The following is a 16624-nucleotide window of genomic DNA, read 5'->3' on the forward strand; positions in this document are numbered from 1 at the left end:
GGCGGTATCCGTCGGACATGACGGACGCGGAGGGGGAGGCGGTTCGGCCGCTGAACAATCGGGGATCCCGAGGGCCCACAGTGGACCCCGATCGTGAAAACGCCCCCGATCCGCGCCGTGTGCGCAGGTCGGGGGCGTGATCGCGGGAGCTACTTCTTCTTGCCCTGGTTCTTGACCGCCTCGATCGCCGCCGCGGCCGCGTCCGGGTCGAGATACGTCCCGCCCGGCTTGACCGGCTTGAAGGACGCGTCCAGTTCGTAGGCCAGGGGGATGCCCGTCGGGATGTTCAGGCCCGCGATGTCGGCGTCGGAGATGCCGTCGAGGTGCTTGACCAGGGCGCGGAGGGAGTTGCCGTGGGCGGCGACCAGGACCGTGCGGCCGGCCAGGAGGTCGGGGACGATGCCGTCGTACCAGTACGGGAGCATGCGGACGACGACGTCCTTCAGGCACTCCGTGCGGGGGCGCAGCTCCGGGGGGATCGTCGCGTAGCGCGGGTCGTCCGACTGGGAGAACTCCGTGCCGTCCTGAAGGGGCGGGGGCGGGGTGTCGTAGGAACGGCGCCAGAGCATGAACTGCTCCTCGCCGAACTCCGCGAGGGTCTGGGCCTTGTCCTTGCCCTGGAGGGCGCCGTAGTGGCGCTCGTTCAGGCGCCAGCTGCGGTGGACCGGGATCCAGTGGCGGTCCGCGGCCTCCAGCGACAGCTGCGCCGTGCGGATCGCGCGCTTCTGGAGGGACGTGTGGACCACGTCGGGGAGCAGGCCGGCGTCCTTGAGCAGCTCACCGCCGCGGACCGCCTCCTTCTCGCCCTTCTCGTTCAGGTTGACGTCCACCCAGCCGGTGAACAGGTTCTTCGCGTTCCACTCGCTCTCGCCGTGGCGGAGGAGGATCAGCTTGTACGGTGCGTCGGCCATGCCTCAGAGCGTAATCCACGCATTCGGGCCACCGCCTGGCGCCCGCCTCCCAGCCCCACAGTTGACGGCTTCTGTTAATTGAGTGGTCCCCCGGGCCGGCCCGTTCGTAAGTTGTGCTCAGCGCATGAGCCACTTACGCGCCACGTACACACCTGTCCGACCGTGGGGGATCGATCCATGTCACTCGCCGCCCTGAGACGCGCCGCCCGGGAAACCGTCTCCGGCCTCCCCCGCGAGTTCTGGTGGCTGTGGACCAGCACCCTCGTGAACCGGCTCGGGGCGTTCGTCTCGACGTTCATGGCCCTCTACCTGACCCTCGACCGCGGCTACTCCGCCACCTACGCCGGCCTCGTCGCCTCCCTCTACGGCCTCGGCGGGGTCGTCTCCTCCATCGGCTCGGGCGTCCTGACCGACCGGATCGGCCGCCGCCCCACCCTCCTCATCGCGCAGTCGTCGACCGCCGCGTCCGTGGCGCTCCTCGGCTTCATGCACGACCCCGTCGCCATCGCCGCCGTAGCGTGCCTCGTCGGGGCGGCGAGCAACGCGTCCCGCCCGGCGGTGCAGGCGATGATGGCCGACATCGTGCGCCCCGAGGACCGCGTCCGCGCGTTCTCGCTCAACTACTGGGCCATCAACCTCGGCTTCGCCATCTCGTCCATGGCCGCCGGGTTCATCGCCGAGGTCAGCTACCGCGCCGGGTTCCTGCTGGAGGCGGGGATGACGGCGGTCTGCGCGGTCGTCGTGTTCCTACGGCTGCCCGAGTCCCGGCCCACCGTCGCGACGGACAACGGCAAGGGGGCCGCTGCCGCCCCGGTCGGCCTCGGGACGGTCCTGCGCGACGGGCGGTTCATGAGCGTCGTAGGACTGTCCTTCCTCGTCGCGCTCGTCTTCCAGCAGGGTTCGGTCGGCCTGCCGGTCGCGATGGGCGAGGCCGGCTTCACGCCCGCCGACTACGGCACGGCGATCGCCGTCAACGGCTTCCTCATCGTCGCCCTCCAGATCCCGGTCACCCGACTCATCGAACACCGCGATGCCAAGCGCCTGTTGGTCGTCTCCTCGATCCTCGCGGGCTACGGCTTCGGGCTCACCGCGTTCGCCGGCTCGGTCGGCGTCTTCGCCCTCACGGTGTGCGTGTGGACCCTCGGCGAGATGATCAACGCCCCGACCCAGACGGGCCTGGTCGTCCGTCTCTCCCCGCTCCAGGGCCGCGGCCGCTACCAGGGCATGTACACCCTCTCCTGGGCGGTCGCCGCGCTCGTCGCCCCGCTGATGTCCGGCTTCGTCATCGACCGGTTCGGCGCGGAGTGGCTGTGGGGGATGTGCGCGGTCGTGGGGACGGGGGCGGCGGCGGGGTACGGGGCGCTGATGCGGGGGCTTCCGGCGAGCGGACCGGCGACCGCGGAAACACCGGCCGCGGTGGAGCCCGAGGTCAGCGCGGCCTGAAGCCGCCGAGAAACACAGGCCTACGGGTGCCCGAGGGCGGCCTGAAAAGCAGCGGGCCTACGGATGCATCCGCGCCCCCTTCACCACCTTGTCCACCCCGTTCCGCGGCCCGTACACAGCCAGCCCCACCACGTCCAGCTCAGCCGTGGCGACGGCCCGTACCGCCGCCCGGTTGTCCCGGTCGTTGCCGGTGGTGAAGAGGTCCGACGTGAAGACCGCACGCGGCAGGGCGCGGGACAGCGCCCGCCCGTGCGCCGCCACCAGGACCTCCTTCGTGGCCTCGAAGACCATCACCGGCTGCCGGAACATCGGCAGATATCCCACCCCGTCGGCGTCCTCGTACGGCTCCCCGATCACCTCGGGAACCTGTGATCCCAGGCCGCTGACCAGGAACGACGTGACGTTCAGCCGCTGCCAGGGCTCAAGGTCGTCCCGCAGCAGTACGGCGATCTTGGTGTCGAAGCGGATCGGTTCGGCGAAGGTGTCGGGGGCCGTGTCGGCGGGTGTGTCGGTGCTCATGCATCGAGACTGCCGACCGCCCCGCGCCCCCGTCTTGTACGTTCTTTGCATGGCCCCGAAACAGGGCCCGGGCCAGCCCGGCCCAGGCCGCCCCGAACAGGAAGTCTCCGCCTGGCGCCCCCGCATCCCCGGTGTCGTCGAGGTCTTCCACGCCCACTTCACCGAGTACGCGTACCCGATGCACGTGCACGAGGCGTGGACGCTGCTGATCGTGGACGACGGAGCCGTACGGTACGACCTCGACCGGCACGAGCACGGCACCCCGCACGACACGGTGTCGCTGTTGCCGCCACATGTCCCGCACAACGGCTCCCCCGCCACCCCGCACGGCTTCCGCAAGCGTGTCCTCTATCTCGACGGCACGCATCTCGCGGACGATCTGATCGGTTCCGCCGTCGACCAGCCGGACCTCCGTGATCCCGAACTCCGGCTGCGCGTGGGCCAGTTGCACACCGCGCTCGACCACCCCGGCGACGAACTGGAGGCGGAGAGCCGCCTGTCGCTCATCGCCGAACGGCTGCACGCCCACCTACGGCCGTCCAGCACCCCCACCACCCTGGCCCCCACGCTCGCCCGCGACCTCCGCGAACTCCTCGACGAGAACGTCACCGAAGGCATCACTCTCGACGAGGCCGCCCGGCTCGTGCACGCCCATCCCGCCCATCTGGTACGGGCGTTCAGCGGCGCGTACGGCATCGCACCGCACCAGTACCTGATGTCCCGCCGTGTCGACCGCGCCCGCCGGCTCCTCCTCGACGGCCGTCCGCCGGGCGAGGTGGCGACGGTGACCGGGTTCTACGACCAGTCCCATCTCACCCGCCATTTCCGGAAGTTGGTGGGGGTCACACCGGGGCGTTATTCACGCGACAGGCGTCAACCCCCCAGCTAGATTCCGCGCATGGACTGGCACGAGTGGCACGACGCCTACGACTCCCCCGACTCCTACCTCAGCCGTCGCCTGGCCCTCATCCAGGAACGCCTCCGCCTCGCCCTCGACACCGCCCCGCCGGGCCCGCTCACCGCGATCAGTCTCTGCGCCGGACAGGGCCGCGACTTGATCGGCGTTCTGGCCGACCACCCCCGCGGGCCCGAAGTCCGCGCCCGGCTGGTCGAGTTGGACGAGCGGAACGTCGACGTCGCGGAACACGCGGCCCGCGCCGCCGGTCTCCCGAACGTCGAAGTCGTCGCCGGAGACGCCTCGTTGACGGATCACTACGCCGAACTCGCCCCCGCCGACCTCGTCCTCGTGTGCGGCCTCCTCGGCAACATCTCCGACGCCGACGTGGAACGAGTCCTCGACCACTGCACCGCCCTGTGCCGGACGGGCGGCACGCTGGTGTGGACGCGCAGCCGCGACCTCGCCCCCGACCTCGTCCCCCAGGTCTGCGCCTGGCTGGAGGAGCGCGGCTTCGAGCGCCTGTGGGTGTCGGACCCCTCGATCCCCCAGTCCGTCGGCGCCCACCGTTTCACCGGCGAACCCCGCCAACTCCCCACCGGCACCCGCATGTTCGACTTCATCGGCTACGACGTCCTGCGCCAGACCTGAGTCACAACTCCCGCTGCGCCTCGTACAGGTTCCGCGGCCGTACGACGCCCGTCGTGCCGTAGAGCTCCAGCCGCGCGTGCAGGTCGCCGGTGAAGTCGGGGACGTCGATCTGGTCGAACTCGGTGACCGTGTTGAGGCCCACCGTCGCGCTGTACGGGGCGAGTTGGTCGATCTTCATCAGGCCCGCGCGGCCGTTCGTGACGCGGATGTTCCAGTGGGTGAAGCGGGCACCGAAGAGCGGACCGGCGTTCGCGTCGCCGCCGTGGCGGCCGTCGTTGTTCACCGTGATGTCGGTGCGGACGTTGGCGAAGGGCAGGCCGCGGTGGCTGTCGAAGGTGCCCATGCGCATGTCGCCGCGCGACCAGACGTTGTACGACGACAGGCCCTCGACGTTGATGCCGTGGAGCTGGGTGTTGGCCGGGGCCGGAACCGTGCGCTCCTCGATCGTGAAGTCCTCGATGAGGTTGTCGTGCGAACCCTCGCGGCAGAAGTAGGGGTGGTGGGAGCCGCGTCCCGCCACCGTCGTACCGCGCAGCGTGCACGCCGAGGCCGCCACCAGGCCGAAGCCGTTGTCCACATGACGGACCGTCACGTCGTCCACCCAGCAGTCGTAGGCGCATTGGAGGACGACGCCGTTGTAGCCCTTGTCGAGGAGGTGGGGTTGCTGCGGGGTCTCGACGGCCTCCAGGGTGAGGCCCTCCACTCCCGCACCCGTCAACTCCTCCACGTGGGTGGTGAATTGGGGGTTCCACTCGGGGCGGATGTCGAGGGGCAGCGGGCGTTCGAGCGTCACCTTGCGGCCGTGGACGCGCGCGATACGGACGGGCCATTCGTAGGGGATGTACGACAGCAGCTTCGTCTTGTCGTCCCAGTAGTACGCCTCGGGGCCGGGGCCGCCGCCCGCCATGTGCTCCAGGAGGGTGTGGCCGGTGTCGTCGGCCAGGCGGAGCAACACCAGTTCGCCCGGCCTCAGTTGTGAGGCGTCCGCCACCGTCACCGTCCACGCGCCCTGCCGCGCGGGCTCGATCGTCGTCAACTGCCGCCATTCGTCACGCCTGTTGCCGGTCCAGCCCTCGAAGGGCCAGGCCTTCGCCCTGATCGCGGCGACCAGGGAGTCCCAACGGGCCGTCGGGGCAAGCCAGATGAGGCCTCCCGCCCAGGACCAGGACGACTTGTCGCCGCCGTAACGGGAGCCGTAGACGCCGATCAGCTCCGTCAGGTTCTTCGTCGCGTAGAGCTTCGTACGGTCGCTGCCGGCGCCCCTGACCACCACGTTCGAGTGGCCGACGCGGATCACGTCGTCGATGCGGAAGGTGCCGGGCGGGATGAGGACCGTGCCACCGCCGGCCCTACCGGCAGCGGCGATGGCACGGTTGATCGCGGGGGCGGAGTCGGTCGTGCCGTCCGCTACGGCGCCGTACGCGCGGACGTCCAGCACGCGCGAGTGCCGGGGGTGTCGCTGCGCGCCCGCCTTGGCGACGTACGGGATCTGTGGGTGGGTGTAGGGGGTGCGGGTGAACTCCCGCCAGAGAGAAGGGACTTGACCTCGCGATCCCTGCTTCGGCAGGGGGACCGCCAAGGCCAGCATGCTTCCGAGCAGGGTTCGTCTGGTGAGACGGGTGTGGCTCATGTACGTACGTCCTCCCACGCGGCTCTTCATGGATGTGAACGACGTTCAGAAATGTGCTGGCGGTGAGCATGCCACGACGCCCAGGCACAACGAAAGGGGTCGGGACGAGATCAGTCGGTCGGCCGCTGGGTCAGATTCGTGAACGCGTCCAGATTCCGCGTCGACTCGCCGCGCGACACCCGCCACGCGTACTCCTTGCGGATCGCGGAGGCGAAGCCCAGTTCCAGGAGGGTGTTGAAGCTGCCGTCGGCGGCCTCCAGGACCTGGCCGAGGAGGCGGTCGATCTCGGCCTCGGTGACGGCGGACAGCGGCAGCCGCCCGGTGACGTACACGTCGCCGAGCTGGTCGACGGCGTAACTCACGCCGTACAGCTTGAGGTTGCGCTCCAGGAGCCAGCGGTGGACGCCGGTCTCGTTCTCGTCGGGGTGGCGGATGACGAAGGCGTTGAGCGAGAGGGAGTGGCGGCCGACGAGGAGGGAGAGGGTCGTCGACAGCTTGCGGGTGCCGGGGAGTTTGACGACGAACGTGCCGAACTCCGGGCTCTCCCAGTCCAGTTCGGCATCCTTGAGGAAACCCTCGATGACCTGCGCCGCCCGCTCCTGGTCCGCTGCCGCCTCACCCATGGTGCGAGCGTACGTGACGGCGGTGGGCCTGCGCCGCCGCCGTGTAGACGTCCGCCGTGGCGGCGGCCGCGGTGTCCCAGCCGAAGGACTGGGCGTGCCGGGCGGCGGCCTCGCCCATGCGGGGCGCGAGGCGCGGGTCGTCCGCGAGATGGCGCAGGACGTGCGCGTAGGCGACGGGATCGTGGCCCTGGACCAGGAAGCCGGTCTCACCGTCGCGCACGGCGACCGGGAGGCCGCCGACCGAGGCCGCGAGCACCGGCGTACCGGCCGCCTGTGCCTCTATGGCGACCAGCCCGAAGGACTCGCTGTACGACGGCATGACCAGCACGGACGCGGCCCGGAACCAGTCCGCGAGCTGCTCCTGCCCGACCGGCGGGCGGAACCGTACGACGTCCGCGATGCCGAGCCGCGCGGCCAGTTTCTGCAGGCCCTCGGGCTTGGCGAGGCCGCTGCCGCTGGGGCCGCCGACGACGGGCACGACGATGTTCGAGCGCAGCTCGGGTCGCTCGTCGAGCAGCACGGCCACGGCCCGAAGCAGCACATCCGGGGCCTTCAAGGGCTGGATACGGCCCGCGAAGAGCGGGATCAGGGCGTCCTGCGGGAGGCCGAGGCGGGCGCGGGCGGCGGCGCGGCCGTCCGCCGGGCGGAAGCGGTCGAGGTTGACACCCGGGTGCACCACGGCGACCTTGGCGGGGTCGGCCGCGTAGTGCCGTACGAGTTCGTCGGCCTCCTCCGCCGTGTTGGCGATGAGGCGGTCGGCGGCGGCGACGATCTGGGTCTCGCCGATGACGCGGGCGGCGGGTTCGGGGGTGTCGCCGTCGGCCAGGCTGGCGTTCTTGACCTTGGCCATGGTGTGCATGGCGTGCACGAGGGGGACGCCCCAGCGCTGGGCGGCGAGCCAGCCGACGTGGCCGGAGAGCCAGTAGTGCGAGTGGACGAGGTCGTAGTACCCGGGGCGGTGGCCGGCCCACGCCTGCATCACTCCGTGCGTGAACGCGCAGAGCTGGGCGGGGAGTTCCTCCTTGGCGAGACCTTCGTACGGGCCCGCGTCGACGTGCCGGACGAGCACGCCGGGTGCCAGCTCGACGGTCGGAGGGAGGGCGGCGGTGGTGGCGCGCGTGAAGATCTCGACCTCGATGTTGATCGCCGCGAGGCGCTGCGCGAGCTCCACGATGTAGACGTTCATGCCGCCGGCGTCGCCCGTGCCGGGCTGGTGCAGCGGTGACGTGTGCACGGAGAGCATGGCGACACGGCGAGGCTTGCGGTGCAGCCGCAGCCGCGCGGACGAGGCCGCGGAACGCCGCCCGAGCCTGCTGCCGTACTGGCTCACGTGGCGTTCCTCCTAGCTGCGGGCATGCCTGAGGGAGGGTGTGCGGTTCCCTCCAAGGACGCCAACATCGGGAGGCCGGATTCTCATTCCGGCGCATGAGGATTTTACCCAGCCATTGCCGGGGGTCGCTCAACCGTTCGAGGGGACGGTGCGTTGGCCTCCTTCCATGCGTGGCCTCCTTCCGTGCGTTGACTCCCGTCTGCCGGTCAGCCCACCGGCGACGTCGCGAAGGCGTGCCAGTACGCGGCCGCGCCGCCGGTCCGCTTGAGCAGCCGGGCCGGTTCGGGCGCGGCAGGCCATATCTGCAGGAGATACCGCTCCCCGGTCGGCGGCTCGTCGTCCTCCCGGACGTTCTTGCCGCGGCCGGCGTCCATGCCGACGGCGGAGTACCGCACGCGGTAGTCACGCTCCGCCAGGCCCAGCTCCCACCGGTTCTTCCCGTTCCACTGCCGCAGCACCGTCTCCTCCGACACCGGCCGGAACGGGACCTCGACGATCTCCTCCCACGTCTCGTCCAGCTCGGGCCGGCTGTCGTGCAGCTCGGCGGTGAAGTCGACGCCGCCGATGCGCAGACCGGTCAGAAGCAACAGCGCCCCGTCCGTCCCGCCCCCGCAGAGCCCGACGCCCTCCTGCCCGGCGAAGGAATCGTGCAGGTCGCAGTCGTCCTCGCCGCTCTCCACGAATATCTGGCCGTAGTCGACATGCACTTCGTCGCTCACAAGCACCTTCATCGGTCCCGCCCCGCCCTCGGTCAACGTGATCTCCGATCCTGCCAGGCGGCACTGACAACGGGACGGGACAAGGACGGAACAGGGACGGAACAGGGACGGGACAGGCACCGACAACGTCGGCCGGTGCCCGTGCGGCGCCCCTCGTCCCGCGCCGCCTACCCTCGTACGTATGACAGCCCGCGCGACGACCCCCCGCCCCGTGGGAACGGTCACCCGCGGCACGACCAACCCCAATCGGCTGCGCCGTATGGACCGCTGGATCGCGGCGACGCACGGCGCCGAGCTGCGGCGGGCCGTCGATCCCGTCGCCGTGGACCTGGGCTACGGCGCCGCGCCCTGGACGGCCGTAGAACTGCTGGCGCGCCTCCGTACCGTCGCTCCGCACGCGCGCGTGGTCGGTGTCGAGATCGAACCGGCGCGGGTCGCGGCGGCGAAACCGTACGAGCGGGAGGGGCTCGCCTTCCGGCACGGCGGGTTCGAGATCCCGGTGCCGCAGCGGCCGTCGCTGATCCGCGCGGCGAACGTCCTGCGGCAGTACGACGAGGCGCAGGTCGCCGAGGTCTGGGCGCGGCTGTGCGGGCGGCTCGCGCCGGCGGGCGAGGGCTCCCGGGGCGGGCTGCTCGTCGAGGGGACCTGTGACGAGATCGGGCGGCGGCACGTGTGGGTCGCGCTCGGGCCCGAGGGGCCGCGCACGGTCACCTTCGCGACGCGGCTCGGTTCCCTGGAGCGGCCGTCCGACCTCGCCGAGCGCCTCCCGAAGGCCCTCATCCACCGCAACGTCCCCGGCGAACCGGTGCACGCCTTCCTCCGCGACTTCGACCGCGCGTGGGCCGCCGCCGCGCCCTACGCCTCCTACGGTGCCCGCCAGCGCTGGATGCGCGCGGTGCGGGACCTCACGGCCGACTGGCCGGTGACGGACGGTCCGGTGCGCTGGCGGCAGGGCGAAGTGACCGTGACCTGGGGGGCGTTGGCCCCACGCGGGTGAATCCGGTTGCGGGCGCGGTGCGTAGGGAACGATCTCCGGCCGCCGTTCGTCACAGCCCATGACCTGGAAGGAAAGGAGAGAAGTACAGGAAGTCCTGCCTCTGTCGTTTTCTGTGGGGACATGGCACGATCCCCCAGGCATCCGTAAGTTACTGACGGTCAATCAGATGTGGGGGCAGGGGTATGGGAGCGGGCAGGCGGGTTCTGATCACGACGGCCATCACGGTCGTCTGCGCGGTCACCGTACTCGCGGCACCCGGCATCGCGTTCGCGAGCCCGGCTCCGACGCCGACAACAACGCCCTCTGCGACCGCGTCCCCAACCCCCGTGACCAACAAGGACCTTGAGGCCGTACGCGAGAAGCTCGACGCGCTCTACCACGACGCCGCCGTCGCCACGGACGCCTACAACGCGGCCGAGGAGAAGTCCCAGAAGCAGTCCGCGGAGATCGTGGAGCTGGCCAAGAAGATCGTCAAGGGCCAGGAGAAGCTGGACGAGTTGAAGGACCGCGCCGGTGCCGCGGCCCGCTCCCAGTACCGCACGGGCGGGCTCCCGGACGAGGCGCAGCTGCTGCTGAGCGACAACCCGCAGGCGTTCCTGGACGGTACCGGCCGGGTGCTCCAGGGCCAGCGCGCCACCAAGGGCCTGATCGCCGAACTGACCCGCACCCAGCAGGACTTGAAGCAGTACACCGCCGACGCCTCCGCCCAGTGGCAGCAGTTGGAGAAGAACCGCCAGGCCAAGGCCACCGCCAAGAAGAAGGTCACGACCCAGATCGCGGCGGCCGAGAAGCTTGAGTCCCAGCTGGAGAAGCAGGAGAAGGAGCGGCTCGCGAAGCTGGAGCAGCAGGCCGCACTGAAGGCGCAGACCGCGTGGCTCGACTCCGGCGCCCTCAAGGACGTCAGCGGCAAGGCGTCCGCGGCGGGCAAGGCGGCGGTGGCCTACGCGACGGCCCAGCTCGGCAAGGCGTACGAGTGGGGCGCCGAGGGCCCGTCGACGTACGACTGCTCGGGGCTGACCTCACAGGCCTGGGCGAGCGCCGGCGACCCGATCCCGCGCACCTCGCAGGAGCAGTGGAAGCAGCTCCCGCACGTCGCCGTGAAGGACATGCGCCCCGGCGACCTCATCATCTACTTCGACGACGCCAGCCATGTCGCCATGTACATCGGCGACGGCGCGATCATCCACGCCCCGCGACCGGGGCGGACGGTGACGGTCGCGGGCGCGGGTTCGATGCCGATATTGGGCGTTGTGCGACCGGATGCGTGATACGTCCGGTTGATGCGCGAGGTTCGGCCGGTGAGCCGGGCCACGTGACCTGGCGCACGCACCCTCCGCGCCAAACACCCGCCCGGCGTGACCTTCGTCATCTCCGGGTAAGAGCCACCCTGCCCAACTGCCGTACGGATCACGGCATATGACAGTGGCCGCCTGCCGGGCGACGTGTCTCACACCATTCCTTTACGGCGCCCACTACCGCTATGGTCCCCGTCGGTGGGTCGAGGTCCCTCGCGCCACCGTGCCCTCGGGGGGAGGGAAGGAACCAGGACGATGCCCGCACCCATACCGCGGCAGAGAGCTGTCCCGGCCGCGGAAAGTGGTCAGGCGCAGACCGGGCCCGCGATCGGCGGCCCCTCCGGAGACAGTTCCGGAGGCCTCACCGGAGACAGCTCCGCAGCCGCCTCCACGGCCGTGCCCGGAGCCATGGAGGCTCCGCGCCCGCAGGACACGGCCGACGCCGGCAAGGCGGACGACCGCCCGGCCGACGCCGCGCCCCGCGCTGCCCACGCCCAGGTCCCTGCCCCTGCCCCTGCCCCTGCCCCTGCCCCTGCCCCTGCCTACGGCACCCCGACCGGTCACCTCACCCTGCTGATGATCGAGGACGACCCCGGCGGTTCGCCGGTCGTGCCTGAGCTGCTCGACCCGACCGGCAAGCCGATCCGGGTCCGCACCGCCCGCAACCTCACCGAGGCCGAGCGGCTGCTCACGGACGACGTCCACTGCATCCTGCTGGACCTCGCGCTGCCCGCTCCCGCCCGGGCCGGGGACGGCACCGACGACGAGCTGGCCGTACTCAAGCACGTACTGCGGCTCGCGCCGCACCACGCCGTCCTCGCCCTCACCGCGTCCGGCGACACCGAGCGCGGCGCCGAGGCGGTCCGCGTGGGCGCCCAGGACTATCTCTTCCGCGACGAGCTGGACGGCCGGCTGCTGAGCCGCGCGATCCGCTACGCGGTGGAGCGGAAACGTTCCGACCGCGCGGAGCGCAAGCTCACCGAGTCCAAGCTGCGCGCCCAGGAGAACGCCCGCCTCGAACGCGGCCTGCTGCCCACGCCCCTCCTGGAGGGCTCCCCGCTGCGCTTCGCCGCCCGCTACCGCCCCGGCCGCTCCCGCGCGCTGCTCGGCGGCGACTTCTACGACACCGTGCGCACCCCCGACGGCACCGTGCACGCGATGATCGGCGACGTCTGCGGCCACGGCCCCGACGAGGCCGCGCTCGGCGTGGAACTCCGGATCGCCTGGCGCGCGCTCACCCTGGCGGGCCTCTGCGGCGACCAGCTGCTCGGCACGCTGCAACAGGTCCTGGAGCACGAGCGCTCCGACGACGAGATCTTCGCGACGCTCTGCACGGTCGACATCGCCCCCGACGGCCGCCGCGCGGGCCTCTGCCTGGCCGGCCACCCGTCCCCGCTGCTGGCCTGCCCCGGCCGCCCGGCCGAACTCCTCCCCTACGACAACAACGGCCCCGCCCTCGGCCTGCTCCCCGGCGCCCGCTGGCCCCGGATGCAGGTCGAACTGGGCGCCGAGTGGAGCCTGATGCTCTACACCGACGGCCTGATCGAGGGCCGGATCGGCGAGGGCCGCCGCGAACGGCTCGGCCAGGACGGCATGGTGGCCATGGTCCGCCGCCAACTCGCCGAGGGCCTGCGGGGCGAGGAACTGCTCCGCGCGGCGGTGAACGAGGTCCGCGACCTCAACGGCGGCGAGCTGACGGACGACGTGGCGGTACTCATGCTGGACCGGGCGCCGTAACTCCGTAGCGAGCGGGGCGACCGGTCGGTGCGGTGGTCGCCGTACGGCTGCTTCAGCGGCCGCCGTTGTACGGGCCGTAGGGGCCGTCGCTGCTGGAGCCGCCTCTGCGGCTGCGGCCGCCGCCGGGGAGGCCGCGGAGGGCCGGGCGCACGTCGACCATGTACACGATGGTCGCGACGAGGCCGATGATCGGCAGGAACGACAGGATGTTGAAGATGAGGTTCACCACGAAGGCGAGCCCCAGGACGATCAGCCAGAACGGCTTGGTCTTCTTGTCCGCCGCGCGATAGGCGTCCTCGCGACGCGTGGCCGCGTCGACCAGCGCGAAGCCACTGAAAACGATCAGGGCGGTACTCAACAGCCACATGAACCCTGTGAAGCCCTGCATCAGCACTACGTCCACCACCCGACTCGACTCGTCCGTACGCGGTCACCGTACCCGCAACCGGATTCCCGCTACCCGAAGAACGGGCCGGGCACTCGTGGAGTGCCCGACCCGTTACTGATCACCCGTACGTGTTACTTGGCGGGCGGAGTCGTCTTCTTGGCGGTGGTCTTGCGGGCCGGGGCCTTCTTCGCGGCCGCGGCGGGCTTCTTCGCCGGAGCGGCCGGGGCCGGGGTCTCGGCCTTCACCACGACGGGCTCGGCCACCGGCGTGGGGTCGGGCTCGACCGCGACGGCGAGCTCCTCGATCTCGTCGGCGGCCTCGCCGCGCCAGGTCTTCACGGCCTGCTCGCCGTGCTCGGCGACCTTCTCGTACGCCTCGCGGGCCTTGACGGCGTACTCGGCGGCGACGCCGACACCGCGCAGCGCGAAGTCCTGGGCGGACTCACCGAACTTCTTCAGGTCGGCGTCGAGGGTGCTGCTGAGCTTCTTGAAGTCACCGTCGAGGCTGGTGATGAACTCGTTGACCTTGGTCTGGAAGGTCTCCTGCGCCTCCTTGGCCTTGGCGCTGGCCTCCTTGGCACGGGCGGCGGCCTTCTCCTGCACGGCCTTCGGGTCGGTGCCGCGCACGGCGTCGATCCGGGCCGGCGCCTCGGCACGCAGCTGCTCGACCAGGCCGGGAACCTTCTTGGCCTGCTGGAGCGCGAGGTCGGCGGTGCCGGCGGCGAAGTAGAGGGGGGTGGGGTCGCTCAGGGTCTTGCGCAGGTCATCGGTGATGGCCATGGTGATGGTCCTCCCGGTTGCTATCAGCTGAGGGTTTTGTGTTGTACGTCCGCGGGTCAGCCGGCGGTCTCGTGCGGCGCGGCACCGTCGCCGCCGTCGGCAGCACCGGGGCCGATGCTCTCGTCCCCGTCGGCGATCTCGAACCCGTTCTCCTTGCGGAAGGACTCGTAGATCTGAAGCAGCACCTGCTTCTGCCGCTCGGTGAGCGTGGGATCGGCGAGGATGACGGCACGCGTCTCGACCTCGTCCCGGTCCCGCTCGGCGTCGAGGATGCCGGCCCGCACGTACAGCGTCTCGGCGGAGATCCGCAGCGCCTTGGCGACCTGCTGCAACACCTCCGCGCTCGGCTTGCGCAGCCCGCGCTCGATCTGGCTCAGATACGGATTCGACACCCCGGCGGCATCGGCGAGCTGCCGCAGAGACAGCTGCGCGTTGCGCCGCTGCTCACGCAGATACTCCCCGAGATTGCCGACGTTGAGCGTTGCCATGCCTCCACCTTGCATCACCGGCGCTAACTATTGCAAGCACCTGCTTGCAAAAGTGTGCTGTGCCACTTGTGACCGAGCGCCTCACTTGGCCACTGTGCAGTCCGCTCTGCTGCTGCATCCTGCGGTGATCGAGGCGGTGGAACGTCTGATGACTGCCGCCTACCCGATGTACTGGACTCGCGCGTCTGGGAGCGATCCGAGTCATCGCCGTGAGTTCTTCGAAGCCGACCGAGCCGCGACGGGGGCCATCGCGGCTCGGCTTCGCGAGCTCCACGGCTTCGCGACGGGCGGTTGACCGGCGGTCTTCGAAGATGGCGCTCTGCTATGGGAGGACCTGACGGGGCGTCGGCCGGTGCTCAGTGCGGTGGAGGCTTCAGCGCGCCGAGTTGTAGCAGCATCGCCAAGTCGTCACGTACCGCCCAGCGTTCGGCAATCCGTCCATCGACCAGTCGATAGGCGAAGGCGACTTCTCTCCGGTACGTCCCGCTCGGCACGTCGAAGCCTCGGAACGTTCCTCCGGGCCACTCGTGCTCCCGCACGCCGAACTGGACGACCATGTCGCCGTCCGCGACGATGTGCGACTCCACCCAACGGGCCGGATGCTGGTCACGGCGGGCCCGCAGGAGGAACTGCCGCGTGCCCTCGATCCCGGTCGGCATGCCGGGTGCCAGTGCGTGGTTGACCATGTCGGGCGTGCACAACGCATCCAGCCGACCAAGATCGCCGCCACCGTTGCCCAGCTCGTCCAACTCGCGAACGACCGCCTTGTTGTGCTCCGTATCCACCCTGCCGAGTGTTCAGCAGTCTCCCGTCGAGCACAACGAGACCTCGCAGGTGGCGCGCTCAGGGGGTGTGGCCAACCGTGATGCGCGGAATGGCCAAGTGGGGTGCTCAGTCACACCACTCGTTCTCCACGGGTCGCAGGGAAGCCGCGTTGTCAGTGGGCACTGCCAGGGTGTGCGTCGTGGACGAACTGGTGGAGCGTGTCGACGATCAGGATCGTGAGCTGGGAGTGGTGGTCAGCCGCCGGCAGGCTGTCCAGGAGGGTTGGCTGCACCGGGTGGCCGTGACGGTGTGCCGTGATGGGCGTGGCCGGATCCTCGTTCACCGGCGGTCGGAGGAGCTGTCGCGCTTCCCCGGGCTCTACGAGGTCGTGGTCGGTGGCGCGGTGGATGTCGGCGAGTCCTATGAACAGGCCGCCGCGCGGGAGCTGGCCGAAGAGCTGGGCATTCGTGTGCTGCCGCGCTCGCTGTTCACGTTCCTCAACCGCGGCGGACTGAGCCCTCACTGGCTCGGCGTGCACGAAGCCGTGGTGCCGGATGCCGTGGTCCCCGATCCCGACGAGGTCGCCTGGCACGGCTGGCTGACGGAGCCGGAGCTGCGGTCGGCCCTGCTGGAGTGGCACTTCACCCCCGACAGCCACGAAGCCTTCAGCCGTTATCTCGCGTTCCGGACCGCGCGGTCCTGACCTTGCCCGCCCTTGCCCGCCCTTGCCCGCCCTTGCCCGCCATCGTCTGCGACAAGCGCGGCAGCGGCCTCGCGGGACATCACACTCAGCCGACGGGAAACAACACGCTCAGTCTCGGCAGCGTGCGCGCCACCTCACCCTCGTCGATCACGGCCCGACGTCCGCCGAGCGGCCCTGAACCGCCCATCCCGTTCCCATCGCGCCGTTCCGTCTCGACGGCGTCGTCGAACGCGTCGCCGTCGTCGTCGACGCCGGTCGCGATCTCGTACGCCTCCATGGCGACGTAGTCGAGCGACTCCCAGTCGGGCCAGTCGTCGTGCCACAACTCCCGTGGGCGGCCCGCCAGTTCCTGGATCTCCGGCGCGTCGGCCAGGGCATCGGGATCGGCATCGGGACCGGTCACCGCCCGGGAGAACACCTCCCGGCCGAGCCCCACCATCCACAACCCGAAGTAACAGAACCCGTCGTCCGAACACCGGCCACCGAGGATCCGCTCCGCCGCCGACCACAGGTCCCGGGTGGACGCCTCGTACGTCACCTCGTCCAGACACACCTGGAACCCCACGATCTCGGTCAACGGCCTGCGCGACAGCTCGTCGCGCAACCACGTGAGCCGTCCGTCCCGGCCCCGTGCCTGCCGTCGGCACGCCTCGACGATGTCCCAGAAGGTATCGATGTCCACGCCGGCACTGTGCCAGACCCCTCTGACAAGGCCTGATCGACAAACCAGGGACGAACCAGGGACGAACCA

Annotated in this window: 18 protein-coding genes; 7 read left to right on the forward strand and 11 right to left on the reverse strand. The window is 70.6% G+C overall.

The genetic code is table 11. From position 1 onward, the window contains the following. Positions 1-149: 149 nt before the first annotated feature. Complete coding sequence (locus OG496_RS26710) at positions 150-911, reverse strand: phosphoglyceromutase (RefSeq protein WP_405972674.1); 762 nt, start codon at positions 909-911, stop codon at positions 150-152. 177 nt (positions 912-1088) lie between these two features. Here OG496_RS26710 and OG496_RS26715 point away from each other — a divergent pair, with 177 nt between their 5' ends. Continuing rightward, the gene (locus tag OG496_RS26715; RefSeq protein WP_405972675.1) at positions 1089-2354 is read left to right on the forward strand and encodes an MDR family MFS transporter; all 1266 of its coding nucleotides are present in this window, start codon (positions 1089-1091) and stop codon (positions 2352-2354) included. A gap of 57 nt (positions 2355-2411) precedes the next feature. Here OG496_RS26715 and OG496_RS26720 read toward each other — a convergent pair whose 3' ends face one another. Further along, entirely contained in the window at positions 2412-2873 is a 462-nt protein-coding gene (locus OG496_RS26720; protein ID WP_405972676.1) for a DUF2000 family protein, read from the reverse strand. Between the two features lie 49 nt (positions 2874-2922). Here OG496_RS26720 and OG496_RS26725 point away from each other — a divergent pair, with 49 nt between their 5' ends. Together OG496_RS26725 and OG496_RS26730 are read left to right on the forward strand one after the other, a co-directional pair. Continuing rightward, positions 2923-3762, forward strand: a complete 840-nt coding sequence (locus OG496_RS26725; protein WP_405972677.1) for an AraC family transcriptional regulator — start codon at positions 2923-2925, stop codon at positions 3760-3762. 9 nt (positions 3763-3771) lie between these two features. Next, positions 3772-4419 carry a class I SAM-dependent methyltransferase gene (locus OG496_RS26730; RefSeq protein WP_405972678.1) on the forward strand — a complete coding sequence of 216 codons (648 nt, stop codon included), beginning with the start codon at positions 3772-3774 and terminating at the stop codon, positions 4417-4419. Between the two features lies 1 nt (position 4420). Here the strand turns inward: OG496_RS26730 and OG496_RS26735 are convergent, their stop codons facing one another. From OG496_RS26735 to OG496_RS26750, 4 genes are all read right to left on the reverse strand, one after another. Then, positions 4421-6049, reverse strand: coding sequence for a glycosyl hydrolase family 28-related protein (locus tag OG496_RS26735; RefSeq protein ID WP_405972679.1), 1629 nt, complete (start codon positions 6047-6049; stop codon positions 4421-4423). A gap of 110 nt (positions 6050-6159) precedes the next feature. Then, positions 6160-6672, reverse strand: a complete 513-nt coding sequence (locus tag OG496_RS26740) for a YbjN domain-containing protein (protein ID WP_405972680.1) — start codon at positions 6670-6672, stop codon at positions 6160-6162. Beyond that, positions 6665-8002, reverse strand: coding sequence for a D-inositol-3-phosphate glycosyltransferase (gene mshA / locus OG496_RS26745; protein WP_405972681.1), 1338 nt, complete (start codon positions 8000-8002; stop codon positions 6665-6667). The genes OG496_RS26740 and mshA overlap by 8 nt, the downstream gene beginning before the upstream one ends. Before the next feature lie 206 nt (positions 8003-8208). Beyond that, the gene (locus OG496_RS26750; protein ID WP_405972682.1) at positions 8209-8721 is read right to left on the reverse strand and encodes a hypothetical protein; all 513 of its coding nucleotides are present in this window, start codon (positions 8719-8721) and stop codon (positions 8209-8211) included. 181 nt (positions 8722-8902) lie between these two features. Here OG496_RS26750 and OG496_RS26755 point away from each other — a divergent pair, with 181 nt between their 5' ends. The 3 genes from OG496_RS26755 to OG496_RS26765 all read left to right on the forward strand — a co-directional run bounded on the left by OG496_RS26755 (position 8903) and on the right by OG496_RS26765 (position 12750). Further along, on the forward strand, positions 8903-9718 hold the full coding sequence (locus tag OG496_RS26755; protein WP_405972683.1) for a class I SAM-dependent methyltransferase: 816 nt from the start codon (positions 8903-8905) through the stop codon (positions 9716-9718). A gap of 182 nt (positions 9719-9900) precedes the next feature. Next, positions 9901-10986: an NlpC/P60 family protein gene (locus OG496_RS26760; protein WP_405972684.1), complete on the forward strand. Its 1086-nt coding sequence runs from the start codon at positions 9901-9903 to the stop codon at positions 10984-10986. Positions 10987-11268: 282 nt separating this feature from the next. Beyond that, the gene (locus OG496_RS26765; RefSeq protein ID WP_405972685.1) at positions 11269-12750 is read left to right on the forward strand and encodes a PP2C family protein-serine/threonine phosphatase; all 1482 of its coding nucleotides are present in this window, start codon (positions 11269-11271) and stop codon (positions 12748-12750) included. 52 nt (positions 12751-12802) lie between these two features. On the opposite strand, the gene OG496_RS26770 is transcribed toward OG496_RS26765, so the two are convergent. From OG496_RS26770 to OG496_RS26785, 4 genes are all read right to left on the reverse strand, one after another. Further along, on the reverse strand, positions 12803-13138 hold the full coding sequence (locus OG496_RS26770; RefSeq protein ID WP_078651503.1) for a DUF2516 family protein: 336 nt from the start codon (positions 13136-13138) through the stop codon (positions 12803-12805). Positions 13139-13269: 131 nt separating this feature from the next. Beyond that, entirely contained in the window at positions 13270-13917 is a 648-nt protein-coding gene (locus tag OG496_RS26775) for a hypothetical protein (protein WP_366496645.1), read from the reverse strand. 56 nt (positions 13918-13973) lie between these two features. Next, on the reverse strand, positions 13974-14405 hold the full coding sequence (locus OG496_RS26780; RefSeq protein WP_366496644.1) for a helix-turn-helix transcriptional regulator: 432 nt from the start codon (positions 14403-14405) through the stop codon (positions 13974-13976). 356 nt (positions 14406-14761) lie between these two features. Beyond that, on the reverse strand, positions 14762-15190 hold the full coding sequence (locus OG496_RS26785) for an ester cyclase (protein WP_405972686.1): 429 nt from the start codon (positions 15188-15190) through the stop codon (positions 14762-14764). 179 nt (positions 15191-15369) lie between these two features. Between OG496_RS26785 and OG496_RS26790 the strand changes: the two genes are divergently transcribed. Next, complete coding sequence (locus tag OG496_RS26790; RefSeq protein WP_405972687.1) at positions 15370-15873, forward strand: NUDIX domain-containing protein; 504 nt, start codon at positions 15370-15372, stop codon at positions 15871-15873. 85 nt (positions 15874-15958) lie between these two features. Here OG496_RS26790 and OG496_RS26795 read toward each other — a convergent pair whose 3' ends face one another. After that, positions 15959-16555 carry a DUF4240 domain-containing protein gene (locus OG496_RS26795; protein ID WP_405972688.1) on the reverse strand — a complete coding sequence of 199 codons (597 nt, stop codon included), beginning with the start codon at positions 16553-16555 and terminating at the stop codon, positions 15959-15961. Positions 16556-16624 lie beyond the last annotated feature (69 nt).

The sequence above is a fragment of the Streptomyces sp. NBC_00988 genome (genome assembly GCF_045162645.1).
Taxonomy (GTDB): Bacteria; Actinomycetota; Actinomycetes; order Streptomycetales; family Streptomycetaceae; genus Streptomyces.